General features: G+C 41.8%; 25 protein-coding genes and 3 pseudogenes. 5 read left to right on the forward strand and 23 right to left on the reverse strand.

The genetic code is table 11. The features are described 5' to 3' along the window. Nucleotides 1–45: 45 nt before the first annotated feature. Nucleotides 46–477 (reverse strand): YbaK/EbsC family protein, encoded by a 432-nt coding sequence (locus J2Z28_RS18575; protein WP_211083614.1) that lies wholly within the window; start codon nucleotides 475–477, stop codon nucleotides 46–48. A 39-nt stretch (nucleotides 478–516) separates the two neighbouring features. Continuing rightward, nucleotides 517–1074 carry a helix-turn-helix domain-containing protein gene (locus J2Z28_RS18580; RefSeq protein ID WP_211083615.1) on the reverse strand — a complete coding sequence of 186 codons (558 nt, stop codon included), beginning with the start codon at nucleotides 1072–1074 and terminating at the stop codon, nucleotides 517–519. 1639 nt (nucleotides 1075–2713) lie between these two features. Here J2Z28_RS18580 and J2Z28_RS18585 point away from each other — a divergent pair. Next, entirely contained in the window at nucleotides 2714–2971 is a 258-nt protein-coding gene (locus J2Z28_RS18585) for an RDD family protein (protein WP_244988386.1), read from the forward strand. A gap of 380 nt (nucleotides 2972–3351) precedes the next feature. Here J2Z28_RS18585 and ilvD read toward each other — a convergent pair whose 3' ends face one another. From ilvD to J2Z28_RS18630, 11 genes and pseudogenes are all read right to left on the reverse strand, one after another. After that, a complete protein-coding gene (gene ilvD / locus J2Z28_RS18590; RefSeq protein WP_211083616.1) occupies nucleotides 3352–5043 on the reverse strand; it encodes a dihydroxy-acid dehydratase in 1692 nt (563 codons plus the stop codon). Nucleotides 5044–5058: 15 nt separating this feature from the next. Beyond that, nucleotides 5059–5724: a GntR family transcriptional regulator gene (locus J2Z28_RS18595; protein ID WP_211083617.1), complete on the reverse strand. Its 666-nt coding sequence runs from the start codon at nucleotides 5722–5724 to the stop codon at nucleotides 5059–5061. A gap of 521 nt (nucleotides 5725–6245) precedes the next feature. Then, a pseudogene (locus tag J2Z28_RS18600) lies at nucleotides 6246–6950 on the reverse strand (formylglycine-generating enzyme family protein). A gap of 290 nt (nucleotides 6951–7240) precedes the next feature. Further along, nucleotides 7241–7813 (reverse strand): histidine phosphatase family protein, encoded by a 573-nt coding sequence (locus tag J2Z28_RS18605; RefSeq protein WP_211083618.1) that lies wholly within the window; start codon nucleotides 7811–7813, stop codon nucleotides 7241–7243. A gap of 520 nt (nucleotides 7814–8333) precedes the next feature. Beyond that, nucleotides 8334–10310, reverse strand: a complete 1977-nt coding sequence (locus J2Z28_RS18610; protein WP_211083619.1) for a sigma-70 family RNA polymerase sigma factor — start codon at nucleotides 10308–10310, stop codon at nucleotides 8334–8336. Between the two features lie 219 nt (nucleotides 10311–10529). Beyond that, nucleotides 10530–10712 (reverse strand): hypothetical protein, encoded by a 183-nt coding sequence (locus tag J2Z28_RS31285; protein ID WP_244988387.1) that lies wholly within the window; start codon nucleotides 10710–10712, stop codon nucleotides 10530–10532. Nucleotides 10713–10736: 24 nt separating this feature from the next. Next, nucleotides 10737–10979, reverse strand: a complete 243-nt coding sequence (locus J2Z28_RS31290) for a hypothetical protein (RefSeq protein ID WP_244988388.1) — start codon at nucleotides 10977–10979, stop codon at nucleotides 10737–10739. A 62-nt stretch (nucleotides 10980–11041) separates the two neighbouring features. Beyond that, nucleotides 11042–11206, reverse strand: a complete 165-nt coding sequence (locus tag J2Z28_RS31700; protein WP_342357520.1) for a DUF2239 family protein — start codon at nucleotides 11204–11206, stop codon at nucleotides 11042–11044. Beyond that, nucleotides 11172–11654 carry a DUF2239 family protein gene (locus tag J2Z28_RS18620; RefSeq protein WP_342357521.1) on the reverse strand — a complete coding sequence of 161 codons (483 nt, stop codon included), beginning with the start codon at nucleotides 11652–11654 and terminating at the stop codon, nucleotides 11172–11174. The genes J2Z28_RS31700 and J2Z28_RS18620 overlap by 35 nt, the downstream gene beginning before the upstream one ends. A 555-nt stretch (nucleotides 11655–12209) precedes the next feature. Then, nucleotides 12210–12410: a hypothetical protein gene (locus J2Z28_RS18625; RefSeq protein WP_211083620.1), complete on the reverse strand. Its 201-nt coding sequence runs from the start codon at nucleotides 12408–12410 to the stop codon at nucleotides 12210–12212. 9 nt (nucleotides 12411–12419) lie between these two features. After that, nucleotides 12420–13124, reverse strand: a complete 705-nt coding sequence (locus J2Z28_RS18630; RefSeq protein ID WP_211083621.1) for a hypothetical protein — start codon at nucleotides 13122–13124, stop codon at nucleotides 12420–12422. 525 nt (nucleotides 13125–13649) lie between these two features. On the opposite strand from J2Z28_RS18630, the pseudogene J2Z28_RS18635 reads away from it, so the two are divergent. Next, nucleotides 13650–14620 (forward strand): annotated as a pseudogene (locus J2Z28_RS18635) (IS110 family RNA-guided transposase); the annotation flags it as partial. Nucleotides 14621–15306: 686 nt separating this feature from the next. Here J2Z28_RS18635 and J2Z28_RS18640 read toward each other — a convergent pair. The 4 genes and pseudogenes from J2Z28_RS18640 to J2Z28_RS18655 form a co-directional block, all read right to left on the reverse strand. Next, nucleotides 15307–16294, reverse strand: a pseudogene (locus J2Z28_RS18640) (glycoside hydrolase family 43 protein). A gap of 28 nt (nucleotides 16295–16322) precedes the next feature. Further along, complete coding sequence (locus J2Z28_RS18645; protein WP_415841495.1) at nucleotides 16323–17141, reverse strand: carbohydrate ABC transporter permease; 819 nt, start codon at nucleotides 17139–17141, stop codon at nucleotides 16323–16325. 31 nt (nucleotides 17142–17172) lie between these two features. Further along, entirely contained in the window at nucleotides 17173–18069 is an 897-nt protein-coding gene (locus tag J2Z28_RS18650) for a carbohydrate ABC transporter permease (RefSeq protein WP_105408707.1), read from the reverse strand. Between the two features lie 84 nt (nucleotides 18070–18153). After that, nucleotides 18154–19491, reverse strand: coding sequence for an ABC transporter substrate-binding protein (locus J2Z28_RS18655; RefSeq protein WP_211083622.1), 1338 nt, complete (start codon nucleotides 19489–19491; stop codon nucleotides 18154–18156). A 260-nt stretch (nucleotides 19492–19751) separates the two neighbouring features. On the opposite strand from J2Z28_RS18655, the gene J2Z28_RS18660 reads away from it, so the two are divergent. After that, nucleotides 19752–20816 (forward strand): GntR family transcriptional regulator, encoded by a 1065-nt coding sequence (locus J2Z28_RS18660; RefSeq protein ID WP_211083623.1) that lies wholly within the window; start codon nucleotides 19752–19754, stop codon nucleotides 20814–20816. 198 nt (nucleotides 20817–21014) lie between these two features. Here the strand turns inward: J2Z28_RS18660 and J2Z28_RS18665 are convergent, their stop codons facing one another. Then, the gene (locus J2Z28_RS18665; protein ID WP_211083624.1) at nucleotides 21015–21839 is read right to left on the reverse strand and encodes a class I SAM-dependent methyltransferase; all 825 of its coding nucleotides are present in this window, start codon (nucleotides 21837–21839) and stop codon (nucleotides 21015–21017) included. Between the two features lie 126 nt (nucleotides 21840–21965). On the opposite strand from J2Z28_RS18665, the gene J2Z28_RS31825 reads away from it, so the two are divergent. Both J2Z28_RS31825 and J2Z28_RS18675 read left to right on the forward strand, forming a co-directional pair. Further along, a complete protein-coding gene (locus J2Z28_RS31825; protein WP_415841496.1) occupies nucleotides 21966–22154 on the forward strand; it encodes a cupin domain-containing protein in 189 nt (62 codons plus the stop codon). Between the two features lie 46 nt (nucleotides 22155–22200). Beyond that, a complete protein-coding gene (locus tag J2Z28_RS18675) occupies nucleotides 22201–22416 on the forward strand; it encodes a hypothetical protein (protein ID WP_211083626.1) in 216 nt (71 codons plus the stop codon). Between the two features lie 3 nt (nucleotides 22417–22419). Here J2Z28_RS18675 and J2Z28_RS18680 read toward each other — a convergent pair whose 3' ends face one another. The 5 genes from J2Z28_RS18680 to J2Z28_RS18700 all read right to left on the reverse strand — a co-directional run bounded on the left by J2Z28_RS18680 (nucleotide 22420) and on the right by J2Z28_RS18700 (nucleotide 25437). Next, nucleotides 22420–22557, reverse strand: coding sequence for a paeninodin family lasso peptide (locus tag J2Z28_RS18680; protein ID WP_211083627.1), 138 nt, complete (start codon nucleotides 22555–22557; stop codon nucleotides 22420–22422). A gap of 393 nt (nucleotides 22558–22950) precedes the next feature. Beyond that, nucleotides 22951–23697, reverse strand: a complete 747-nt coding sequence (locus J2Z28_RS18685) for an SDR family NAD(P)-dependent oxidoreductase (RefSeq protein ID WP_211083628.1) — start codon at nucleotides 23695–23697, stop codon at nucleotides 22951–22953. Nucleotides 23698–23975: 278 nt separating this feature from the next. Next, nucleotides 23976–24323 carry a winged helix-turn-helix transcriptional regulator gene (locus tag J2Z28_RS18690; RefSeq protein WP_244988390.1) on the reverse strand — a complete coding sequence of 116 codons (348 nt, stop codon included), beginning with the start codon at nucleotides 24321–24323 and terminating at the stop codon, nucleotides 23976–23978. A gap of 363 nt (nucleotides 24324–24686) precedes the next feature. Further along, nucleotides 24687–24962, reverse strand: a complete 276-nt coding sequence (locus tag J2Z28_RS18695; protein ID WP_211083629.1) for a hypothetical protein — start codon at nucleotides 24960–24962, stop codon at nucleotides 24687–24689. Further along, nucleotides 24937–25437, reverse strand: a complete 501-nt coding sequence (locus J2Z28_RS18700; protein ID WP_211083630.1) for a response regulator — start codon at nucleotides 25435–25437, stop codon at nucleotides 24937–24939. The genes J2Z28_RS18695 and J2Z28_RS18700 overlap by 26 nt, the downstream gene beginning before the upstream one ends. Nucleotides 25438–25538 lie beyond the last annotated feature (101 nt).

The following is a 25538-nucleotide window of genomic DNA, read 5'->3' on the forward strand; positions in this document are numbered from 1 at the left end:
AAAACAGTCAAAATGTTGGCGCTCCCCCATTAGAACTACTATAAATCAATCATTCCATCCTTTACATACATCAATCCACTCTGAATAACTAGAGTATTTTTCTAATTGTTTTATTGTAAGTTCAATAGCACTATTACTACTCCCGCAAGCTGGATAGATTGTCTCAAAACGTTTTAGAGATATGTCTAGATAAACAGAAACATCATTTTTGATAGCAAATGGACAAACCCCTCCAATGGCATGACCAACCATATCAATGGCTTCATCAGGAGAAAGCATTTTTGCTTTTGTTTTGAAATACTCTTTGAATTTTTTGTTATCCACTTTTGCATCCCCGGCGGCAACTACTAAAACAGCTTGTCCATTCACCATAAAAGAAAGTGTTTTTGCGATTCTCTCTGGCTCACAACCTAATGCAGATGCTGCCAAATCCACGGTTGCACTAGATACTTCAAATTCGATAATTTCAGAATCCATACCATATTGTTTGAAAAAATCTTTTACTTTTTCAATTGCCTAGGTTCTTGGGTAAAAAATCATGTTGTAAATGACACATGGTTCTTGATAGGGATTATTGTAGGAATGAAAAACATTAGCACGAAAGCGGAGTGCTTGAGTTTCTTTTAGAACAATTTTTTTTGTGTTGACTACCATTTCTAACATACCTTGTACCACAAAAACATATTCTTCCACACCATCAAGGTGCCTTTCAGATGGATGGTGACATCCAGGGTCAAATTCGATATAGAATATTTCAACGTTACGGGTAGGGTCAAAAGGAAAAACAGGAAATGCTCTCATTTTTCCATCATCTTCAATGATAGCGTCTTTGGACCGTGTATCAACCACACTGCACTCATCTTCTAGCTCTTCCAATAATAAAGATAAAGGAACTTTTAAGCCCACTGCGATTTTCCAAAGAGTTGTAATCGTTGGTGAAGACTGTCCTCTTTCAATCTGTCCAAGCATAGGCTTACTTACATCAGTAAGTTTAGAAACATCTTCAAGTGTAAGATTTCTAGTTGCTCGTATTCCTTTTAACCGTTCTCCAATTGTTAATGCTGGCGATTGCATTTCATCACTCCTTTTATATGTTATAGAATCTTAAAATATAATATAACATACTAAGAGTTGGATTCAATAGGCGACAGTAGTACCGCTTATTAACGACATTACATTTATCGAATGAAACCCTGTCGCCATCATCGATGGTGGCATTTTTCTGCTTAACCACTTCACATATTTATCCATACTAAATGGAAAATATTACGGGAGTTACAGATCAAAGAAGTCATATTTATCTATACAAGTAAAAACAATTTCTCCAACAACATTTCTTTTGCTTGGCGAGAATGTAAATACTTCACCAGTCAATCTCAAGTTAAGCGACGAGGTCATATGTCCAATAGGGCTTATTAATGAGCTGGTCGCAGACAAGACTGTTATTTTGATTGCACACCGATTAAACACTATTCAGAACGCCGATCAGATTATTGTATTGGGCCAAGGCCAGCTCGTAGAGCAGGGGACACATGCACAAGTGTTAGATTATTCAGGTATCTACGCTCGTTTGTGGCAATTACAACAGAATGCTTGAGGCTCTGGCTTCGGTCAATCCGGATCGTTTGCTGCTGATGGAGAATAGTGAGAACAAGATGGTCGATAGTAAGGTGTGAAATAACATGAACACAGTGAAGAATGAAAAGATCTATAAAATCTCCAGTGTCACGATAATTACAATTATTCGTACACAGCGATGGGGAGAATGGAGCTTATGGACCGCCTGGGTACGATGATTCTGGAAGGTCAGAAGTAGTCGTTGGATTAGAGCAATTCATGATGGATTAACTTTAACAGAACCTAATGGGGAACTAGTGTAATGACGTAATTTGTTTGAAATCATGTAACTTGAGAGGTTCTGGCTGCGTTTAGACATTGGGGTGATCTGATGTTGGTGAACGCTGTTCAACGTTACATGGTATTAGGACTAATATTTATCGGGATCTTCTTTACAGCACTCATCGTTCTTGAGAGGATTGAAGGGTACCATATTACAACGACAGAGTATTACGGCTTACGTAATCTAGGGGGCTTGATATATATTTTGTCCTTCATCCTGGGATTCGGTCACTATTTACTCGCTTTTTATATTGTTATTCTTATCCCGATTTCATGGTTGCTGCGGAAATATGTATGCTTTCCTATGATGAGAACTTTCATCTATATGATTGGGTTTGGATGGGGCGGGCTGTGGGTTTTTGATCTCATGTACCATCCATATTTCGTGAATGGATACCATCTGAATCGAATGACATCGATATGGATCTATGCCATCGCCGGTTTAGTGTATGCTATCATGGAGAATAAGATTTGGCGAAGAGGGCAGATACAGAACGAACAGAAGGCTACTTAACAAATGTTGAGTAGCCTTCTTGGTTTACATAATTATTATGGTATTTTCATTGGGGGCTCAGTTAGAAAGGATTATGTAAGAGTAAGTAGTGAACAGGAAACAGCGGTTAAGTTGATTCGATAGTTTGTTATAAAATTCACAAAAGATGCAAGTAAAATGAAATAGGAGTTTTAGCGTAAAAAGGTAAAATTTTCCGTTATACTATTTGAGTTGTGTACATAAAGTTAGATATTTTAATGAAGGGAGTTCATGAAGTAAATTAGCCGTTTAGTTTAAAATTATAGTTTGGAGGAAAGCATTTTGTATAAAGCAGGTTTTTGGATTAGATTAGGAGCAGGTGTATTGGATAGTCTTATTATTTCAATTCCGTTAGTGATTATTGCAGGTGTGCTGACGGGTAACTTTGATGCGGTTGAGCCGATTGCCAAACTACTTAGTGCGTTATACTCAATTTTATTACCAGTTTACTGGTATGGTCGAACCATAGGAAAACGTATATGTGGAATTCGAATACGCCTACTATTTCACAAAACTCGTATTTTGTACATATGTATATAAGCCTTTCTTATTAATTGGCCTAGCGACTTGCATTGGCAATCCTAATCCATATTTACTCATTCGAGATTTAGACCATCCAAACATTCCTGCATAGCCGGAACCTGCCTGCTATTCGTAGCGAACCCCCAATTAATGAAAGTCGAGAAACGGTACAAGCAAAAATACACCCCCTAGAATTTCATCGGCTAAACTCAGGGGTTTTTCCAATGTCTATTCTAGGGGGTGCACTTCATTCTCAAATGATGAAACTAAATTCTTCATCTTTTTCTTGCGACATTCTTGATCTCTAAAGCTGGCGTTTTTTTGTTTAGCGCGCTTCATGCATTCGTTGTAGTAGCTTCTCCCCTCCCATTTTATATATAGCATCAATGTTTAATTGTCTACTCCATCAAATCTGTTACTGCACCTCTTGAAGCAGAGGAAACTAATTTAGCATATTTGGCAAGTACACCGGATTTCACTTTCAGTGGCGGTTGTACCCAAGCTTGCGCTCGAGCGGCCAACTCTTCTTCTGGCACTTCAACCTTAATTTCCTGAATGTCGCTATCGATGGTGATAATGTCCCCATTTTTTAGTAAAGAGATCGGTCCACCTACTTGTGCCTCAGGTGATACATGGCCAACTACAAATCCATGCGAGCCACCCGAGAACCTACCATCTGTTATGAGAGCAACTTTCCCCCCGAGACCTTTCCCTACAATGAGTGCTGTAACGGAAAGCATCTCAGGCATACCTGGTCCACCCTTAGGACCACAATAGCGTATGACCAATACGTCCCCTTCTTGAATTTCATCATTCATGATCGCTTCTGTCGCTTCATCTTCGCTATCGTACACCTTTGTCGGTCCGGAAAACTGTTGTATCTTCATGCCTGACATTTTGGCAACAGCGCCTTCAGGAGCTAGGTTTCCTCGAAGCACAACCAGTGGTCCATTTGGTTTAAGCGGATTATTGAGTGGACGTATAATCTCTTGATCATTCTGTAGTGGAGCAGCTTCCGCTAAATTCTCCGCCAACGTTTTACCAGTTACGGTGAGGCAATCCCCATGAAGTAATCCCTCAGCGAGCAATAGCTTCATTACCCCGGAAACACCACCAATATCATTCAAATCCTGCATGACATACTGACCACTTGGCTTCAGATCTGCCAAATGAGGAACACGCAAGCGAATTCGTTCAAAATCATCCAAGGTTAAATCCATTTCTACGGAGTGCGCAATAGCTAGCAGATGGAGAAATGCGTTGGTTGATCCCCCTAGAGCCATAACAACGGTGATTGCATTCTCAAATGCTTTCTTCGTCATAATGTCTCTTGGGTAGATTTCCTGTTCAAGAAGTGAGATGACCTGCTTACCGGCTGCTTCGCATTCCAATGCTTTATCCGCTGAGATAGCTGATGTCGAAGAAGAACCAGGCAAACACATACCCATTGCTTCTGCAGCTGCGGCCATCGTATTAGCGGTATACATCCCCCCACAAGCCCCTGGACCTGGACAAACACTGCATTCGACCTTATGCAATTGTTCGTCTGTTATTTTTCCATCTTGATATTGCCCAACGGCTTCAAAAGCTGAAACGATATCCACTTTTTTACCGTCGAGATTACCAGGTTGAATGGTTCCTCCATATACATAAACAGAAGGAATATTCATCCGTCCAATAGCCATCAAACATGCAGGCGTATTCTTGTCACACCCACCGATTGCAACAACGCCGTCAAAACGCTCGGCTCCGGTCACAATTTCAATCGAATCAGCTATAGCTTCCCGACTTGGTAGCGAGAACAACATCCCGCCATGCCCCATCGAGATCCCATCAGAAACGGTAATCGTATTAAAAATTAGTGGAGCACCGCCGTTATTACGTGCGCCCCGCTTAGCTTGCACCGCTAAATCATTGATGTGCATATTACACGGTGTTACTTCACTCCACGTACTTGCTATTCCGATCATTGGCTTTTTAAAATCCTCATCTTGAAATCCAACTGCACGCAGCATCGCTCTGTTCGGTACCCGGTTAGCACCTTCACTGATTACCTTGCTTCGAATGCGAAGATCTTTTTTATTTTCCATGTTTCTTCCCTCATTTCAAAGTATTTCGTTCAGTTCCTGCATCGGTCGAATAAAATTTTGTTTCATTAAATTATGGGCATCGTTGATATTTTTGCCTTCAAAAGCTTTAATAATCTGATCATGTTCTTCAACTGAAGCTAGTGTAGCCGTAATAGGTTGTTTTAAAAATACGTATTTAAATCGCCTAATGTGAATCTGAAGAGATGTATTGAATGTAGCTACATAAGGATTATCTGAGAGCTCCACAATATAATTATGAAATTGCTCATCCACCTCCATAGCCTGATAAACTTGTCCATTTTTAATAGAACTTGCGAATTCCAAATTTATGGATCTTAGTTTCTCGATCTGTTCTGGAACAATAGTTTGGGCGGTGATTTCAGCAGCTAAGGCCTGAAGAGCAGCCATCGTTGAATACATCTTAAAAATATCGTTTTTCTCAATATTCGTTACTTTTGTTTCTTTTCCTGGATGCATGGACACGAGGCCTTGAACTTCGAGTAACTGAAATGCCTCCCGAATCGGTGTCCGGCTGACTCCAAGCGATTCAGCCATTTCCGCATCAATAAGCTTTTCACCTGGTTGCAGTGTTCCATCAATAATCCATCGTTGAATCTGAGAAAAGGCTCTTTCTTTTGCGGACATACGGACTGGTAAGGAAAAATCTTTAGGTATTGGCATTGTTTTCATCCTCATTACAATTATTCTTATATGCAATATATCGCATACACGATCGAGAAGCAATTATTATTTCATTTACTCGTTCAATTAAGTTTATCCAGATAACTACCTGTTTTTATTGAGAGTCTGAGACAAAAAAGAGAACTATAATTTAAGAGTCTTTCTTTGAGAAATGTTACATAAGTAATATATTTTAAAGTGAATGTTCTTATATAAAATATTTGGTACTAATGAGGGCTTATGTACTTTTTACTTAAGTACACATCTAATCGGCAATCGGACGCTGTTCTTGTCTATTACGGTAATCGGTACAAGTTCTTGTCCTTGGCTTGGGACAAGAACTTGGTTCCTTAAATCAAAAAAGCCGCTATAATAGCGACTTTGAATGGAACAATGTTTGTGTCTCGCGACATTTGGTGATTCTATAATCTTGCCTTCTGGTCATCAGTAAGTTATATTTTCGGATAGTTGAACACCTACCGTCAGCTCAACGACTTGAGCATACTCGATGTGTCGTTTTCTCAAGGATTTGTAAGTGCTATTCTAAAACCAAGATCATCTATTTTAAAATTGGGCATGCTTTTCCTTCTACTCGTAGAACCATAATTGTTCTCCACTTCAGCCTAACTGCCTCCCCTGAAAACTCTATAGTTCCCATATCGTTCAGCATCATATAGATCCCAGCACCATTCCCAGACGTTACCGATCAAGTCATAAAGTCCCCATGGATTAGGAAGCAACTGTCCTACTTTATGAACAGATCCATTGGAATTTCCTTGATACCATGCAATATGATCAATTCTTGCATACCGATATCCCGTTGATCCTGCTTTACACGCATACTGCCATTCAGCGTCTGACAGTAATCGAAATCCATTCGCTATTTTGTTAAATATTGTGTTCTCACTTTCGTTTGTAACTGTGTAACATTCCATCCTGCCAAGCTTTCTCGATAACTCATTACAGAAAGTAATAGCATCCATCCACGAAACTTCCGTAATTGGCAGCTTACTCACAATCGGCTCTATTTCTTCTTCATGCATGACAAAATGATATAACTGCTGTGTTACTGGATACTTCATTACATGGAATGGCTCTATAGCTTCAGTCCACGTTATAGTCTTTTTACTACTTCCTGGGTTAGATAAAGCGTAATCAGTGCTAAGCCATTTATCTGTATTAAGAAAATCGCGTAGTTCAATTGATCCGCCTTCTATGGGTACCATCAAATCCATTATTTCTTTTAGAAAACGTGCCTTGTCACTTCCGTACTTTTCCAGATCTTATCCCCCCCCCCATTCTAACTTACCGCCAACCAAATTCGACCCAGAAACTGTATTATCCTGCTTAATAGTTGCTAACGACGATAAACTCGTCGATACTTTTAGTGTAGTTCACCGCGTCTAATCTTGAAAGTATCCTATCCGTTAGTTGAATAAAGCAACCAATCACAATGATCGGCTGCTTTTTTTTGTTTTATTGAGCTAACGTTTCCCGTTAGCTTAGTCCACAATAGCTAAAGGTGTTTGGAACAGTTATATAATTGGCATGCGCACTTGTTGTTAGTGTGTGTAAGAATGGTTATAGAAGTATTATCTATATACGTTTTTTGGAAATGTTGCGGCAAAAGATGTTGTAATGACAGCCCAATCCATGCTCCATGACTTATAACTAATATTCTTTTATCAACATATTCTTTAATCAGTTTCTCGAGAAAAGTTAGACCTCGCTTTGCGACCACTTTGAAATCTTCCATACCAAGATTTTGCTCACGCCAATTTGCTCCCCAACGAGTGATACGCTCTTCCTCGGTGGTGCCCTCAATTAGCCCGCAATTAATCTCTCTAATACGTTCATCATTGAATACGGGTACTCCTAAACATTGCTGAATAATTTCGGCAGTTTGCCTAGCTCTCGTAAGATTACTGGAGAATATAACATCCCACTCTTCGCTTGAAAATCTTTTTGCCAGTGCAGTTGCTTGCTCTATTCCTTCTTCGTTTAGCGGTATATCAGATATTCCTTGAGCCTTGCTAAGAGTATTCCATTCAGTAACCCCATGTCTAATAAGACCTATTGTGGTCGCCATACCTCCCCCCTTAATGACTACAATTTCCCCATCATTGCCTAAACAAATAGTACCACATATTGGAACTATACTGCCCGTTAGTTTAATGAATTGAAGGGCAAGATGACGATTAGATACAGGCCTAATCGGTAATCGGACTATATTCTTGTCCTTTCCGACAATCGGTACAAGTTCTTGTCCTTGGCTCGGGACAAGAACTTGTACCGATAAAATAAAAAGCCGCTAAAATAGCGACTTCAATGAGACCATGTTCTTGTCCCTCGACAGCAATATTACGGTTAAACGCAAAGACCGCTTCTCTGGCTTTCTCAAAAACTCCATCGCTCTTCCTGCATGATCTCGCTCGATGACCTTGTATACACGGGACGGTGGATAGGAAGAAAGGATGGGATCGTCCTTCCATAAGGAACCATCGATGGGCATTCTGGAATGGACACCAACCTCCTTCCAATGCTGTTCTACGTCCGCAGGCTTTTGAATGCCTTCCAGCCCTTAGTTTCGGGCTAGATGTTTTTGTTTGTCAGTAAAAAGTATTTTCGTATAACTTCCCCGTATGCGCATCAAGCACTTCGGGCGTCCGCTCGTGCTCGCTACCAATCATTCGATACACTAGTTCGTACGGGGCCTCTTCCGGCCGAGCATTGTGCATCCGTTCCCATTGCAGACGCAGCTTGGCCTGTGCTGTCCATCGGAGGATGGCTGTCTGGTAATCAAATGAAGGCACGGTCTCCAGCTTCTTTAACTGTTCTGGCCTTATGGAGGGGGACATCAAACTTTTGACCCTCCCATTAGAGCGGTCAACAGCTAGTTGATAGCATTCATCCCTGACAGATACGTCTTGAACATATACACCAAAGCGAATGATTTCCAAACGATCTTCGTCGTCAGTCTCTTCAGTTAGAAGCTTGAGATACGGCAACATTTCGGCTGCTAGTCCTCGGACATAGTCCATAGCTACTTCTATACATGCGTCTCGATCCCAGGTTAATGGAGCTAGTTGATCTGGCTTACCATGCGAAACAAAGTCAATCAGTTGTCCGGTTTGGCTGTCTACTCGCGCCTTGACCGTTCCCTCCATCTGATCAGCCCAATAGGCCTTCCAAGACCGGTCATTCTTGGCTGGACGCTCTTCATTCTGTTGCTTCCACACCATCAACTTGGTGTTCGAGCCAATATTTTCGTCTTGTACTAACTGAAATTGGTCGTTGTCTACGCTAATCCACTCTTCTAGGCTTCGTGCGGGCGGGAACTCACCTGGCCACTCGTCCAGAGTTCTTGGGTCAGAGGGGACAGCTTCTGCCCTATAGGCTGTCGGAACTTCCTCCTGTGATGATGCAGTATAGATTAGTCCTCTACTTCGGGGGGCGTAAACAAGATGGACCTGATCGTCACCATCCGTGTACACGGCTTTGTCCAATACGCAATATTCCACATGTAGCAAAAAATTCGCCTTCATACACGCCATCTGTTCCTCTTCTGGTGCGATCATGGTTGGGAGTGCTGGCCCTGGAACGGTTCCGAGGTACCTAAATCCGACCACGCGACCGCTGGGGTGAACCATAATCAGGCATCCCGTCTCAGGAAGCGGCAGCCCCATCGCCTTCTGCTGTCGTGTGTACCCAAACATCCCTTCCATCCACTCCATCTCACAATACGGAAAATCACGCAGTGCGCCGGGATAATGATCTTCCAGGAATTGCTCTGCCTGCTGTTTGAGCTCCTCCTCAGATATCCGTGTCTCGTTGTCCAATGAGGCCCAGGAAATGGCATAGTCTAGCAAGTTGCCGTCCCTGGAGAGTGTGGCAGAAACGGCGTCATCACTCCCCGTTTTAACCCATAAGAATCCCGCTTCTCCCTTCCCTGTTCCCCTCATGGTGTTCTCTTGATAGTCATTGACGATCAGATCATAATCCGGTGAAACGGCAAACTGGTGCTCTGCCTGTTGTCTTAACTGCAGGCGTAATGTATCCAGGTCTCGTTCGAGAAAATCTTGAGCCATTTCGTTGCGCAAATGTTCCAGCCCCTTCCGTAATTGTGTTTTTACAGTACCTAATGGCATATCCAGGAGATGGGCGATTTGCTGCTGGGTCAGGTCCTTCTTATATTTTAAGAACAGGAGCTGACGCAGCTTCGGATTCAGACTGGCCAATGCACGCTCCAGATCCAGGGTTTGATCGATATCATTAACGACCAATGGCTCTTGCGCCTGCGGGTCTTCGCTCAGGTGAATACGCTTGGATTTCTCCAAATGATTGAGCGCCCGGTTCACCACAATTCTGGTAAGCCAGCTCTCAAACGCTTCGGCTTGCTGCAGCGTTTGCGGTGACTCATAAGCCTTAACCAGGGCATCCTGAACGATATCCTCCGCATCTTTGGACTCCCGTACATAATGGCGAGCCACTCGGTGCAGCTTATCCGTTCGATCCTTTATAAGAGAAACGAAGGCATCGTGATCTCCGTTTTGTGCGGCGTTGATTTGTTGCTGTGCATCGATCATTGTCGTTCACCTCCTGTTATATAGACAGCTAACTCGGGGGTTTGGATTTAATTAATGTAACATTATTCTTATAGTTGTTCCCGAATAAGTGCATATGCTGATTATTTAGATATACACCTAATCGGCAATCGGTCTATGTTCTTGTCCATTTCGGTAATCGGTACAAGTTCTTGTCCTTAGCTTGGGACAAGAACTTGTACCGATAAAATAAAAAAGCCGCTAAAATAGCGACTTCAATGGGAATATGTTCTTGTCCCTCGACAACAGGTGTCCAGTCCCTTCCAAGTAAGATACATGATTCGAAAAGGCCAGGAACGACTCTATGCTGCTCTGACGAACTAACATGACAAAATCCCAATGTTCAGCTTCTGGAGCAATCAGGTATTCTCCGCCTTTGCCCATAAAAACAATCTCGCCCCCACTTTCTTATAGGAACGGGAGCGTGTGTTGAATATAACACTGGAAAGCTTCTTCCCCGCTAATGGTTTGGTTAGGGGCGAGTTCAGGGTGAGATGTTTGGTTAGGGGCGAGTTCAGGGTGAGATGTATAGTCTGCGATTTTACGAAAACGCAACAGATTCAACATGAATATACTGCCTTTGATGTTTCGCCGCACAAGTTTCATGCCACTGTTTTGAGTCGGTTCAATGTAACCAGATGATTCAGTCACGTTCCATACCCCACCCCACTTTCCTTCTTTATCTGCTGTTGTGCACATCGTTTACGTGGCTATTAACTCTCTTCCTGTATGAATGCACCCTTGGCTAAAGTCTTAATATAGTCTCTAATATCGGGTGTCCAATCATCAATTAATCCGTAAAAGTGATCTTTATTCCCGGCATACAGTGCTCTCAAAACCTCCTCATATTGAGGGGAATCGCCCGCCATTGCAGTCATAAAATGATAACTTGCTGTGCTGTGCGAACTTTACTTTCGTTTCCCCCCCCGAGCGGCGAGCTTCATCTATCAATCTTCGCAGCGTTACGGAGGCTCCTCCAGGTTGAGCTTTAAGCCAGTCCCAATGTCGAGGAAGCAAAGTAACTTCACCAGACACCACTCCTAGCTTGGGACGGCCAACCCTGCGAGCAGGTTGTTCATGTTCTTTCGTATCCGGTATATATCCAGCTTGGCTGTTTAACCGCTCAAGCACCTCAGCTGTGTTTCCACGGAAATCAATATCTATTGGTTTACCCGTCAAATCATTAAAAGTAAGCAATTGTACAAATTTACTGTCCTCCAAATTCTCTTTCACGGTGATAACAACATGCTGTAATGTACCTTTGGCGAAACAATCTCTTTCTACAAAGGCAGTGCAGCTTATTGAAGTATTAGGTGAAACCTGCATGCAATTCCTGCTCTTTCGTTCCCTTATCAATAATCTGGCCATGAGTCTAAAGTGTCTTAAAAACCGAACATTACAGTTCCCATCCTAAATGTCTATGTAATTCGCTTGGATCAAAAAGATACCGATCCCGTCTTAACAGTTCTACAATAGCTGCTGCTTCCCCGGCTAACAGAGACTTATACTCGTCAAACGTCTCGCCGCCGCTCTCCCAAACCCTTGTCACAAAAACGGCTGGTCCACAAACACTTACAGGAGTAGATCCGAAAGCAAGGGTAAAGTTAACCGGCTTGCCGGTGAGGGCTGCTGAAAATTTGAGGTTAGGGCTGGACACAGCTCAATAGAAATAAACTATATATATTATAAAACAGAAGATTCTATTTTCTGGCATGGGTGTTTGTAGGGGAGAATGCACGTTGGAGGAGATATATTTCATTATTTTCTGAAGATAAGCAGAAAAAAACATCTCCTGGAGGAGATGCTTTTTTCTTGAGTAGAAACATTTGTTAGGATTGCTACTGGGAATCTTTCGTCCTAAAGTGAGGAAGTATAAATATATTACTCTCTTTTTTCAACATCTAATCGCCGACGAAATACCAAAGCCGAGACAGCAAATACAATAAACGATGCTGCTGAAGCAGCGGTAACCATCTTCAACACATTGCCTATTGGAGAGTTAAACAACAGAGCAACTGAGATGATTAAAACAGCACCAGTTAAACCCATCCCCAAAACCGAGATCGCTAAAATCTTGTTCATCAAATCACCTCACAGGTAATTGAAACAAGCTACTGCCCCAGCGATAGCACCACCACCAAGAAGTGCATATGCACCAATACATGCAGCACATATCGGAGCAGTCACTGGTGTCGGTACTGCACACGATCCCCCACACGCGACCGCAATAATATAAGCCGCCGTACCACCAATTCCAAGTACTGCTCCAAGACAAGTTGCTACTGCGCCTACACTATTTGGTTGCACTCCAGAGTTAACTGGCTCTTCTGCAAGCATTTCTTCATCTGTGATATAAGGTCTGTCAGTGTCCACGGATTTAACAACTGATCCATTCAAATACGTCTCAACTCGGAAGTTTCCTGCCTCATTCTTGGTCACCAGCATTTCATTTGTCTGCAATACGGTATTATCCTCATCGAAGAATACTGTTACGTTACTAGGAAGGCTGTAATCCCCATGCAAAGGAACTGTAACAACCGTAACTCCACCGCCAACCGTGTACACACTCGATTTTTCCAAATCAAAAGCAGAGACAGGGGCGATATTCTCAATTTCACCTGCTTCTACTCCATGTAGCGTTGCATCGATCAATTCCTTGGCTTCATTACCTATAACTACAGCAAAATCTTGGCTGTTATCCGCTTGTGCTGTAACACTCAAATTTGGAGATAAACTTAAACAGAAAATAGACAAAATCATTAATACTGGCAAAAAGATTTTTTTCGCCTTTAACATAATAAAAAACCTCCTATTTTTTAATATTTCGTCACAACATTTCCTCTTCAAGATTGATACCATCTGTATGCAATTGCTTAGATACCAGTTCGATAGCATCTGCATGTTCAATGAGGGCTTTTTCTTTCTCGTTGTCCGACGCACCTGGGAGTGTTTTATAGAACTGAATGCTGCTAGGCCTGGATTTGGATTTCTTTTCCTGACCCGAGTTGGTCTCCTGTCACGTTGCCCATTAAGCTGAAGCTTAGGCCAAACGTACCCGCAATTAACCAAGTCTTCTTAAATTTCAATAACATTCACGCTCCTTATAACCAGTTTTGAGGATTTCCCTCACATATATAGACACCTAAAAAGGAAAATAGTTTCCTTTTATTCATTATTTTGTAACAGAGTCCAAAAAAAGTTAGAATAAGCGCCTATATGGACGACACACCGTAGAAACAAATTCCACATACTAAGTAAGAAAATTCGTCTCTAAAGGTATACCTTTACAAACAAAAAAATAAAATTCAAATAAATTGAGAATTATTCTTAAATTCGCTCATTTCCAATCGGTTTCGAAAAACGAATCTCCGTAAAGTGAAAACGGCTGCTGCTGACGCATATCTTTTGGGCGAGCTGTACTATAGAGAGGAATTCGAACCATTCAAAAAAGAGGCGTGCAACTTCTTAATATACGTTACCTGACGCGACAACACGAGTCCTTCTCTAAGATGTGTGTGCAGACAAAGTTGCAATTCCAAGCTGTTCTGGATCAGGTCTTCCCAGCGTATAAAGGTGTTTTTGGGGCTATGTACTCTAACGTATCTCTTCGCTTCTTGCATGAGTTTCCGACCTCATCCTATGTTTTAAAAGTCAGTGAAGAGACACTTAAAATGACAATCAACGCACTGCTATCTTCAAAACGTGGGCGATCAGAGAGGTGGATTAATGAACGGGTTCAACGGTTGATGGTGGCTGCAAAACAAAATCCATTTCAGCAAACTATGTATGAGAGCCACCTCATCAATCTTAAGATCTTAATTAGCCTTATTCTTCAGTACCAGGAGCATCTTGCTATGTTGGAGAAAACCATCGATGCCCTGGCTACTGAGATTGAAGAGTATGATTTAATCCAGTCGATTCCCGGTATTGGCCCTAAAATTGCTGCAACAATTTTATCGGAAATTGGTGAAGTCGAAGGTTTAAATAGATTTGATCATCCTAAGAAACTAGTTGCCTTTGCAGGCATAGATCCCAGTGTTTTTGCTTCAGGTAGATTTACAGCAACCCGGAATCGAATTACCAAATGTGGTTCCAGGCAGCTTAGGTACGCACTAGTTATGGCGATACAGTGTGGCCTAATCCGATCTCGCAACACTCGAATTAAAGAGTTTTACGAACGCAAGAGAGCTGAAGGCAAACCTCACAAAGTGGCATTGATAGCATGTGCGAACAAGCTAGTTCATTGGTTGTATGCCATTTTGAAAAGTAAGAAATCGTTCCGTTCGGTATAATAAAATAATGGTATAACCTTCCAATTAAGCTCGGATTGGAAGGTTATTTGGTATGCTTATTAATAAATATATCACAGGCTCTCGAGTTGTGTTTATCTCGCCATGAAAGTTCCATCATGATGCTATTTAGATATCTACCTAATCCGAAATGACACAATTTTCTTGTCCCTCGACAATAAAAAAAGTCGCTAAGCTGTTTGATGATAACCTTCCCTATCCTCGGTTTTATTGAGCTATCGTTTCCCGAATCTTTAGATTGCAACTTCTTCCATAACTCGCCTCAATTTCTTTAGACAATACATTTGTTTGTTCCCCTAGATATTTCGAGTCGTTAGTCACATTTCGAACATCAACATCATTACTTAAAGCCATTTGTTCGATAAAACCCAAAATTATCACAAGTATTTTTTCCTCACTTTTGGTTAATTCATGGTTAATTTAAGTGTGAACAACATAACATTTTTATAATTTAACGTTATCTCTTTCCTCTTTAAGCAAGGTTAGCCCCACTCAACTCTTCGACTTATTTGTTAAACTATCCTGCCCTTATGATACGGTTCGGCGTATTATCTGTAGAGCGAAATCGAAGGCACCCAGTAGGGTGCCTTCGATGTTCTTACTGTCTCTCTTTGGCAAGTTGGATAAACGAACTCAAATCCATCAACCAACCTTGTTGGGACACTCGTTCATTGTAAAGAACGTGCAAGTGCTGCAACAGAACCGCGGAAATCGGGTCTGCCGTCAGCCGTCCACAAAAGCGCTGTCACAAATGTATGGCGATTCGGATCGTACAGCGGATCTCCTATAATGTTCTTGTACGTTCTTGCGTGAAACACAAATAGCGTCTCTTCGTCGTCCTCTGACACCGTGAAGGAATTATGACCGGGACCATACATTGAGATGCTCTCATCTGTCGAGAGAACCGCTGTTTGCGACTTGCGCCATGAGGAGGCATCGAGCAAATCAGCATCCGCATCGGCTTCAAGTAGGCCCATGCAATAATTGATTGAAATCGGTGGCGCTAGCCGAATAAGAGAGGAATACCAGATTACCCTTGCGAAGAAATGCCGCGCCTTCGTTCACTTTATAACCAATGATCTCCCAGTCATATTCCGGCAGCGAAATCATCGTTTGCGGCCCAGTCAGCGTCCATGGATTGCTCATTTTAGATATATACAGATTAGAGTTACCTCCGATGTTCGGATCCTTTTGTGCCCATACGTAATAACGGCTGCCATTATGCTCAAAGGTAGTGGCATCGAGGGCGAAGCTTTCCCATTCGGTACGAACCTGCCCTCTTTCCATCCAACTGCCTTCGAGCGGATTGTCATTTTCATTCTCTAGCACGTACATCCGATGGTCGAACAAGCCTTCATTCGTTTCCGTCGTGTGTGCGGCAGCGAAATACACGTACCATTTGTCATCAATAAAATGCAGTTCGGGTGCCCAAATATTAGCACTAAGGATACCAGTCTCGCGCTTTCTCCAGATCACTACAGGAGTTGATGTAACAAGCTTCTCAAGGTTCTGGGCTCTACGGATTTCAATCCGATCATACTCCGGAACGGATGCTACGAAGTAATAATAACCATCCGAATGTCTGCAAATAAAAGGATCAGCTCTCTGTTCAATTAATGGTTGAATGTCGTGTGACGCTCGTTGTTGGATTTCCATCTTATCACCTGTTTCATCATAATATAGATTACCCTTTAACAGCGCCTGCAGTCATACCGTCTATGAAATATTTCTGAAAAGCAATGAATAGTATGAAAATTGGAATGATGGAGAAGAAGGAGCCCACGATCAATAAATCATAGTTATTGCCATAAGGAGTTAACAACGTTTTCAAACCGATTGGAAGTGTATATTTACTCTGATCTCCCAACACCATGAATGGCCACAATAGATTATTCCAGCTATTCATACCATTCAATATAGCCATTGCTGCAAACGATGGCTTCATAATCGGCATAATTAGTCTGAAATAAATCGCATACTCGTTTGCGCCATCAACCCGCCCAGATTGAATAATCTCTTTGGGTATGCTTCGTAGATATTGCCTGAAGAAAAATATTGTCGCGGCATTGGCTATACCGGGCAGAATGATTGCCGTATAGCTATTCACCATTCCCAAATCATTAATTAGGCTGTACAAAGGAACCAGCAGTATTTCGAAAGGCACCATCATAATGAGCAAAACACATATAAAGAGGAAGTTCTTACCTTTAAAATGATATGCTGCAAAACCATATGCAACAAATGCGCTTACAAAAAGTGTTAAAACCACTTGAACGATTGTTAAAATCATACTGTTCCAAAACCACACAAAATAATCATGTTCTCCAGTAAACAGAAAGATGAAATTATCAAAACTCATGATTTCAAAATCCAAACTTAGGTTAAGACCATATCTAACTAATGATTCACCTGGTTTAAAGGAAGATAGGGCCACTGCGTAGAATGGGATCATAATTATAACGAATAGTATAATGAATAAACAAATAATTACTATTCTAGAGATGAAATCACTCCTCGTCTGACTTCTGCCCACTTTAATCCTCCTCCTTTTTGAACATTCCACTAAATTTCAACTGCGTTAAATTGATAACCATAGCAATGACTAACAGAACGATACCAACTGCAGCTGCGTAACCCAGCTTATTCTGCTCAATCCCTTGTCTATACAGATATCCAACAATGGTTAAGCCAATATTTTGGGGTGATTTGTTACCGTTGAACATCATCAGGCTCTCGGTAAACATTGCTAAACCTGCATAAACACTAATTGTGGTAACATATACCGTGGTCGGCTTCAATAATGGCATTGTGATCGTTCTAAACTTCTGCCAAGCAGATGCACCGTCAATTGAAGCAGCCTCATAATATTCATTGTCAATGCTCTTCAAACCCGATAGATAGTAAAGCATATTAACGCCTGTCCATCTCCAACATGCGAGGATTAACAGTGCTGCCATACTCCAATTTCCGTCTTTCAAAAATTTGATAGGCTCTACACCAAATAGACCTAGGAAACTGTTCATTAATGAACCTTCCATCTCACCGAATGTAAGGCGGAAAATGGTACCCGCAACTGCGACAGATGTCAATGCAGGGAGAAAGAAAGAAGATTTAAAAAACTCTCTTCCCATCATTAACTTACTGTTGATCATAACGGCGAATAACATGGGAAAAGGAATCAACAGCACTAAGGTTCCTAACATGTACACAATGCTATTTTTAATAGATGTCAAAAACACTTTATCAGTAAGTAATTTCGAATAATTTGCTTCACCAATCCATTTAGGATCCTGTCCCAGCATCCTATCTTGAAAGCTCATTACGAATGAATTTACAAGCGGAAAAAACCAGAATATCAAAAATATGAGTATAAATGGCAATACAAAAACATAAGGTGCAACTTTTTGAGAGTATACAAATTTCTTTATCATATTCTCAATCTCCCTTGACTATGGTTAAACCTGCCGACCTCTGTACCTGCCGACAGGTTTAATCAAATCATTTACTTATTATATTTATTTCAATTCTTGTTCAATTGCTGCTTGTGCTTCATCCAACGCTTCCTTCACGTCTTGGCCATCTTCAAAGATAGCATTCAAAGTAACCGTATTGAATATATTGCCGATGGTTGGTGAAGCTTTAACGGACTTAATCGCTCTAATTTCGTCTTTGATTTCATTCAAAGTATCAAATGCATTTGTTTTAAAGTATTGGACGTATTCATTCTCAGGGTTTTTCGTAACTGCATCATCTTTCCATACTTCCATGTTGATTGGGTCAAATCCAAGTGTATTCCAGATTTCTGTAGTAGCTTCTTTCGAAAGCTTAGCAAAGGCTACAAATTCTTTTGCCAACAGAACGTCTTTACCATTCTTAGTAACAACTGTGCCAGTACCGCCTAAGCCAACGGAACGAGGATTACCTTCTTCGAATACAGGCAATGGAGCTATTGCATACTTACCTTTAAGGTCTTTCATTTCGTTTACAAAGCGGGACATATACCACTCAGGCATCAATGCACTTGCGTAGTTGCCTTTGTTATATTCACCTTTTGCTTCTTCTGTGTCGGGTTGTCCGCCAGGGATCGTATGAATAACATTGTTCTTCTGCAGATCGACTAACATTTCATACGCTTTAATCATTTCAGGCGAGTTCACTTTTGGAGTACCATTTTCATCTGTAAAATCGGCATTTTGCTGAGCTAGTAGCAGCGATGCTTGCCACGAAGCTGATGTATCAGCAGTACCTAAGTACTTGCCAGTCTTTTCGTAAACCTTGATACCTGCTTGTTTGTAATCTTCCCACGTTTTGATTGTCTTGTAGTCAACACCTGCTTGTTCGAGAATTTCAGTGTTGTAGAAAGCAAGCGTAGCACCTACGTGATAATCAAAGCCATAAACCTGATCGGCTTTGGAGTAAATCTCGACACGTGAAGGAACAACAACGTCTTTGTATGGTGCAAATACATCATTCAAAGATTCCAGGGGAACGTTGTCACCTTCCAAGAATTTAGGGAATTGACCAAGCTCAATATCCGCGATATCAGGAGCACCTTTTCCGCTTGTAACTGCCAATAAGAGCTTGTTGTGCATATCATCGTAAGGCATAACCGTTACATTCAACTTAATCTGTTTGTCTGGGTTCTGTTGGTTCCATAACCCCAGCATTTTATCCAAATGCTTGCCGTGCAAATCTGCGAATGTCCAAAATGATAATTCTGTTGCATTCTCACCGGCATTAGCGCCTAATTGTTGTGTTTCCGTTTTTGAACCAGAAGGATTACCACATGCAGTAAAAACAAGTGACATAATAAGGATTGTAACGATGGAGATTAAAGCACTGCGTTTTTTCAATTGTTCGTCATCCTCTCTTTTTGTTATGCATTTGAAAAGTCGGCTGACTAGTTAGTTCTGTTAATTTAAGCGGTTACAATCCATCTTGGCACCACCATCCTTAACATAATTCTAACCTTTCAAAGAAAAGACCCCTTCGCAACAATTTCTCAGATTCCATATTGTAAGCGCTTTACATGCCGTATTATAATATATATGAAATAAGCTTTATATAACCAATTGATTATAAAATCATAAAGTTTATGGGAAGATGCTACTCTTTGAAAAAGCTGGCGCTCTACAAACAAATTCGAGAAAACATTATACAGAAAATTAAATCAGGGCAGCTTCGGCCAACGGACCGCATTCTTTCTGAACAAGAACTAATGGACGAATTCAGAGTAAGTAAAATAACCGTCAGGAACGCCCTAACCCTACTAGCTGACGAAGGATTAATTATACGCGTACAAGGCAAAGGCTCATTCGTCTCTTCTAGTCTTGTTGTTTCTAGCATCAATTTCTCGCCATCCCCAAGCAGCGCGTGCTCCATGCCGCTCATCGGCTTCATCATTCCGACGATGAGAACCCCTGTCATCCAGAAGCTCGTTGACTACACGGAACACTTCCTACAAGAAGCCGGCCTCAGCATGGTACTAAGCATCACGCGCGAGTCCTCCTCTATCGAATCAAACGTCATTCGTACACTAACGGAGCTCGGTGTGAAGGGGTTGATCGTTTTTCCAACAGAAGATGAGAAGTATAACGAATCATTACTGCGTCTGTCGCTCGATAAATTCCCGTGTGTGTTCATCGACCGCTATCTGCGCAACATTGAGACGTACACCATTACATCCGACAATTACGGCGGTGCGTGTAAAGCTGTATCCCATTTGTTATCCAAGAGTCATCAGCAGATTGCGCTCATCTCACCTGAAAATGCCAATACAGCCGTCGAGGATCGCACGCTCGGCTTCGAGCAGGCGTACACAGATCAAGGCATTTCGATTGACAAGAGCTTGTGGTGTCACATCCCTCTCGACATTCTACGCAGCGAGCAAGCATTGGACTATGTAAGCAACTTCTTGCAGAACCACAGTGGAATTTCGGCAGCCTTTTCCTTGACTGAAGAAACAGCACGCCTTACATCCGCCGCTATCAGTCTTCTGAACGTTCACTCAAATATCGACTTGCTATCTTTTGATAATCCACATCTTTCAGGCGTAGCTTATGTGCAGCAGGATGAACAGGAAATGGCACGAACAGCCGTAAAGCTGTTACGTGAACAAATGGATGATATCTATTCTCCTAAGAACGCCGTTATTCCCGTGCAACTCATCTTCCCTTGACACGACAAACGTTGCAGCCTACACAATGATCTTGTCTTCAGCTTGGGACAAGACTTGGTTCCTAAAAACAAAAAAGGCACCTCTGTGGAGAGATACCTTTACCTATATTATCCGCAAGACATGTTTCTGGCTGAGCAACGGATAAACATTGAATAATGCTGCAGATTTCAAACACCATAAATAAATTTAGTTGTCATTTTATACAGCCTCCCTTTTTCGCAGTACCACTACGATATCTGTCTGAGGTACAAATAAATTATAATTCGTTACATGCACTTGTCTCGTTTCGGTTACTGATTCTATCTTTAATTCAGGAGGAAGACAGCGCTCTATGTGAGTAATTAATGTTTCTTTGGTAAATCTCCAAATTACACCATCAATCGAAGAGTTCGCCATATAACCACCGTCCGTTACAGAACCTGAAAGAGACTTGAGAACAACCGGGTCCGCAATAATGATAGATCCACCGTCACGTAACAGTCTGCAGCTCTCTATGAAGGCTTTTTTGTGATAGCGAATGTGATGAAAGCTTCTTGCAAACAAAATCATATCGCAGCTATGATCAGGTAAAGAAGTCGGCTTATCAATGAAAGCATGGATATAAGAATTAAACCTTCCCCACTTCTTTCCAAGTTTTAGAGCATTTAAATTCGGATCCATGTTGAGAAAACGAACATCCTTCTGCTTGCGAAGATACTTGTTCAATAAACCTGTACCACAGCCCACCTGAAGAACATCGCCCTTTAAAGGGGGTAAAACTTTGTAGACATTACGAGGAATAGGGAAATTTTGAACGTACATGGCCAATTCGTAGAAAATCGGATAACGCTCTTGCAATCGAACCAATTTACTGGTGTAGAAAGGATTCCGCTTTTTGTGACGTTTAAAATCCCATTTGTTCAAATAGTAGACAGGGGTTAACAGCAAGAACAGAATAATAAAGACACTTTGGACGCTATAAATTCCAAGTTTACTAAAACGATCATTGGAATTATGAGACATCATTTGTTTAGAAGTATTCAAAATGATCACTCCCCTCTCACAACGCTATAAATGGTGTAGAACCTGTTCTAACATAATAAACGAGTATTTTTTGACTCCTTCACCCCCGTCCATTTGAAGCTGACAAAAGAAGAGCCGTTTACGATGATGCATCACCATGATTTTGTTGAAATCGCTTATGTATATGAAGGAGAAGGGCTTTATCAGATTGGGGACCAATGTATTTTGGTTTCCAAAGGCGACTTGTTTGTCATCCCCCCCTGGTGTATCACATGTGTTTCAACCACTGGATTTGATAGAATAGGCCCCGTTATATATTATGAACTGTCTGTATAAGCCGTTTTTGGAGAAATCATTTTTTCGTGGAGGCCTCAATTGGACAATGTTTGTCGAGCGGCGTAACGAATTTCGCAACGTATTCGAACAAATGTTACATCAACAGGAGGCTGATGCTACGCCTTATTTAGCTGCTGCTCAATATCAACATAGTCGTCTTGGTTTGGAATGGTACAATGTTCTTGTCCCGCGTCTGAGCATCGAAAAAGCCGCCCACAGGCGACCTTTTGAGCAAGAATACGATTTTCAATTTGAAGTATGATCATCAGGACGATGGATCATATAGGTCTGCATCATGTTCTTCGATCCAATCAATTTGCCTGTATCCATAGCCAGCCATCGTTTGCTGCACATCCAGCACCTCTAATTCCGGTGCCTGCCAAGGCGTTTTTTTCGTTTCCATCGGTGGTTCCCTCCTTTCTACAAAAACTGGAACCAAGATGCGAGCACCCTTACATTACTTGTGCGATACAAACTTTTTGAGATACGATATGTATCTTTGTGGAAATTATAAGACACAATACGTATCTAAGTAAACAACTATTTCATTCCTTTCTATGGGTTAAGTATTTCCCTGTAGCACTACTGACCCAAGTTAAAGCCCACTCGCCTCTATATAGTGTTTTTATTTTCTTTTGAGCCTGAACATCTCAATTTTATCGGAATGGTCTTGGTGGTCAAACCCTCGTTCCCTCCACCCGCATAGCGGGTGTTTTTTTGTTTCGCGCGTTTCATGCACTCAACTGGCTAAAGCCATAATAAAAAGGCCGCTGATTAAGCGGCCTTTAACGAATGCTTAGATTTGTGCCATTCCACCATCTACGAATAGTTCGATGCCGTTGACATAGCTGCTTTCCTCCGAGGCAAGGAACATCACTGCACTGGCGATCTCCTCTGCTTTACCAAGGCGGCTCAATGGAACGGTATCCTTAGCGGATTCAAGGACTTGATCCAACGCCTCTCCAAACAAATCGTCGTAAGCCGGCGTATGGATCATTCCTGGGCTCAGTACATTAATTCGTATTCCGGTACCCTTTAAGTCCATAACCCAGTTTCTCGCCATCTGGCGGAGCGCCGCTTTGGTTCCTCCGTACACGCTAAACCCTGCATCGCCGATCGTAGATGCCGTTGAACCCGTAAGAATGATGGAACCAGTCTGGTCCGGAAACAGCGGCAGGGCCTTCTGGATGGTGAAAAGAGTACCCTTTACGTTTACATTGAATGTGATCTGGTATTGCTCTTCTGTAATATGGCCCAAGGGCAGGATGCTGCCAAGTCCGGCATTAGCGAAAAGAATGTCCAGATGCCCTTTCTCCTGTCTCACCGTTTCAAATAGTTTGTCCAGATCGTTTAGATTTGATATGTCACCTTGAACGCCAGTGACCCGTTCCCCAATCAATTTCACCGCTGTGTCCAGCTCGTTTTGTCTGCGTCCAGTTATGAAGACATACGCCCCTTCCTCCACAAAACGCTGTGCCGTAGCAAGTCCGATACCGCTTGTCCCTCCAGTGACGACCACGACCTTACCATTGAAATTCCCCATGATTTCTGTCCTCTCCCTCTTGAGGCCGTATGGCCTATATTAGTACAGCTATAGTAACCAAACCATAACAACGCAGCGATTTTACTTGTGTAAGATGTAATTCCATCGTACAAGTGACATTATGTATCAAACATATCTAAAAAAGAAGTACTTACTTTTTTGTTATATAGTAACTAAAAGGAAACAATTGTAAGGTTGTTGGGCTAAATCTCTTCTATAGCCATTTATATAAACGAAAACCCCAAGGATATCCCTGGGGTTTTCGTTTTATACTATTTTTAATCCGTGTGCAAAATTTCGAACTCATCCTGTGCGAATGTTTCCTCTGCATATTTTCCACCCCAGTTGCAAAGATTCTTCAAAATAGATTCAAGAGATTGACCAAGTTCAGTAGTTGAATATTCGACTTTAGGGGGGACTTGATTATACACTTTTCTATGTATCAGTCCACTCGTTTCCAGGTCTCGAAGCGTTTGAATAAGCATTTTTTGAGTAATACTTGGTATGAGTCTCTTTAACTCGCTCGTGCGCTTTGGACCTTTAATCAAATAATACAAAACAAGCCCCTTCCACTTCCCTCCGATAATGTCCAACGTAACCTCAAGGTCACAATAATATGTTTTCATATTAGTAATAACAGCCTCCGGTTCTATTTATTACTTTATAGCTACTATATAATTAAAATGCATGTACACTATTAATTAAAACTCCAATTCATGATAGCATTTGTTGGTTCTTAAGAACAGTTCTAAAACAGTTATATATTCAGACCATTCAGTAGCTGGTCGTATCCTGAAGGATAACCTCGACAGCTTCCTTACGACGCGCCCTCATAGCCTTTGCTCCAAAACACGCAAGGTGCTGGGTCATTCAGGCAGGTTCTCAGCAACAATTTGGGCAATCGCTTTATCAGACGCATTGTATTTTGACAAAAGCTAAAATGGAGGTAAAGGCATTAGAGCCCTTACCTCCTTACTATTTTGCCACTTCTATTTACATTTACTGCTGCTTGACGTATAGGAACCGGTCCACATCCCTAGTTTAGCCTCAATCATATTCTGCTTCAAAAGTTCCTCCGGAGTCAAAGAATAGTTTCCGATCAGAGATACCAGAAAAACGCGGTTAAAACCGGCTAAAGGCAATTGCAAAGAGTCTGCAAGCGATAAGACTGCAGGAAGTTGGACCGGGTTGGCGACAGTTGCACCCTTGAGGACAGTGATCTGCCGGGATAAGCCGGATTCAGTCTCGTACTCCGTGAACTTCACCCGGAAGAGCCTCCTCTTCCAGTCTGTCCGCCTTAATCCGATCGAGGATTTGTTTATAGAACACGTTGAATTTTTGCGAAAGTACCTGCTGTCTCTGCTCGTTAGCAGCAGTCAGTTCTTTGGCGACCTTAGCAAGGATATCCTGCATGGATTGCATACTCATGGATAACTTGAGAATATATCCGCTCGTCCCGTACTCAAGCGCCTGCTGGGCATATTTGAACTCATTCATACAATTAAGCATAACAAACCGGCTTATCAACTCGTTAGACCGGGCATTTCTCAGCAGTTTTATCCCATCCATACCGGGCATCATAATATCTGTGATAACAAGGTCAGGCATGTCCTCTGCCATCGATTCTAACGCTTCTCTGCCGTTTGAGGCTTCTCCAGAGACAGTGTAACCAAATAAATCCCATTGAATGAGTTTGCGCCGAACGAACACCTTATCTTCTACCAATAAAATCTTCCACATGTTCGCCGCCTATGATCTTATTAGATAAGCCTTACTACGCCTCAGCAAGTGTTTAGATGATTATCAAATCGGCAAAGGCACCAAGTTCTTGTCCTGAGAGA

The sequence above is a fragment of the Paenibacillus xylanexedens genome, from assembly GCF_017874615.1.
Taxonomy (GTDB): domain Bacteria; phylum Bacillota; class Bacilli; order Paenibacillales; family Paenibacillaceae; genus Paenibacillus; species Paenibacillus xylanexedens.

Bases quoted from the DNA above. Each gene is read 5' to 3' on its own strand.
- J2Z28_RS18575 (WP_211083614.1), bottom strand. From the start codon at position 477: ATGGATTCTGAAATTATCGAATTTGAAGTATCTAGTGCAACCGTGGAT.
- J2Z28_RS18580 (WP_211083615.1), bottom strand. From the start codon at position 1,074: ATGCAATCGCCAGCATTAACAATTGGAGAACGGTTAAAAGGAATACGA.
- ilvD (WP_211083616.1), bottom strand. From the start codon at position 5,043: ATGGAAAATAAAAAAGATCTTCGCATTCGAAGCAAGGTAATCAGTGAA.
- J2Z28_RS18595 (WP_211083617.1), bottom strand. From the start codon at position 5,724: ATGCCAATACCTAAAGATTTTTCCTTACCAGTCCGTATGTCCGCAAAA.
- J2Z28_RS18605 (WP_211083618.1), bottom strand. From the start codon at position 7,813: ATGGCGACCACAATAGGTCTTATTAGACATGGGGTTACTGAATGGAAT.
- J2Z28_RS18610 (WP_211083619.1), bottom strand. From the start codon at position 10,310: ATGATCGATGCACAGCAACAAATCAACGCCGCACAAAACGGAGATCAC.
- J2Z28_RS31285 (WP_244988387.1), bottom strand. From the start codon at position 10,712: ATGGGCAAAGGCGGAGAATACCTGATTGCTCCAGAAGCTGAACATTGG.
- J2Z28_RS31700 (WP_342357520.1), bottom strand. From the start codon at position 11,206: ATGACTGCAATGGCGGGCGATTCCCCTCAATATGAGGAGGTTTTGAGA.
- J2Z28_RS18620 (WP_342357521.1), bottom strand. From the start codon at position 11,654: ATGCAGGTTTCACCTAATACTTCAATAAGCTGCACTGCCTTTGTAGAA.
- J2Z28_RS18625 (WP_211083620.1), bottom strand. From the start codon at position 12,410: ATGAACAAGATTTTAGCGATCTCGGTTTTGGGGATGGGTTTAACTGGT.
- J2Z28_RS18630 (WP_211083621.1), bottom strand. From the start codon at position 13,124: ATGTTAAAGGCGAAAAAAATCTTTTTGCCAGTATTAATGATTTTGTCT.
- J2Z28_RS18650 (WP_105408707.1), bottom strand. From the start codon at position 18,069: ATGATAAAGAAATTTGTATACTCTCAAAAAGTTGCACCTTATGTTTTT.
- J2Z28_RS31825 (WP_415841496.1), top strand. From the start codon at position 21,966: ATGCATCACCATGATTTTGTTGAAATCGCTTATGTATATGAAGGAGAA.
- J2Z28_RS18675 (WP_211083626.1), top strand. From the start codon at position 22,201: ATGTTTGTCGAGCGGCGTAACGAATTTCGCAACGTATTCGAACAAATG.
- J2Z28_RS18680 (WP_211083627.1), bottom strand. From the start codon at position 22,557: ATGGAAACGAAAAAAACGCCTTGGCAGGCACCGGAATTAGAGGTGCTG.
- J2Z28_RS18685 (WP_211083628.1), bottom strand. From the start codon at position 23,697: ATGGGGAATTTCAATGGTAAGGTCGTGGTCGTCACTGGAGGGACAAGC.
- J2Z28_RS18690 (WP_244988390.1), bottom strand. From the start codon at position 24,323: ATGAAAACATATTATTGTGACCTTGAGGTTACGTTGGACATTATCGGA.
- J2Z28_RS18700 (WP_211083630.1), bottom strand. From the start codon at position 25,437: ATGTGGAAGATTTTATTGGTAGAAGATAAGGTGTTCGTTCGGCGCAAA.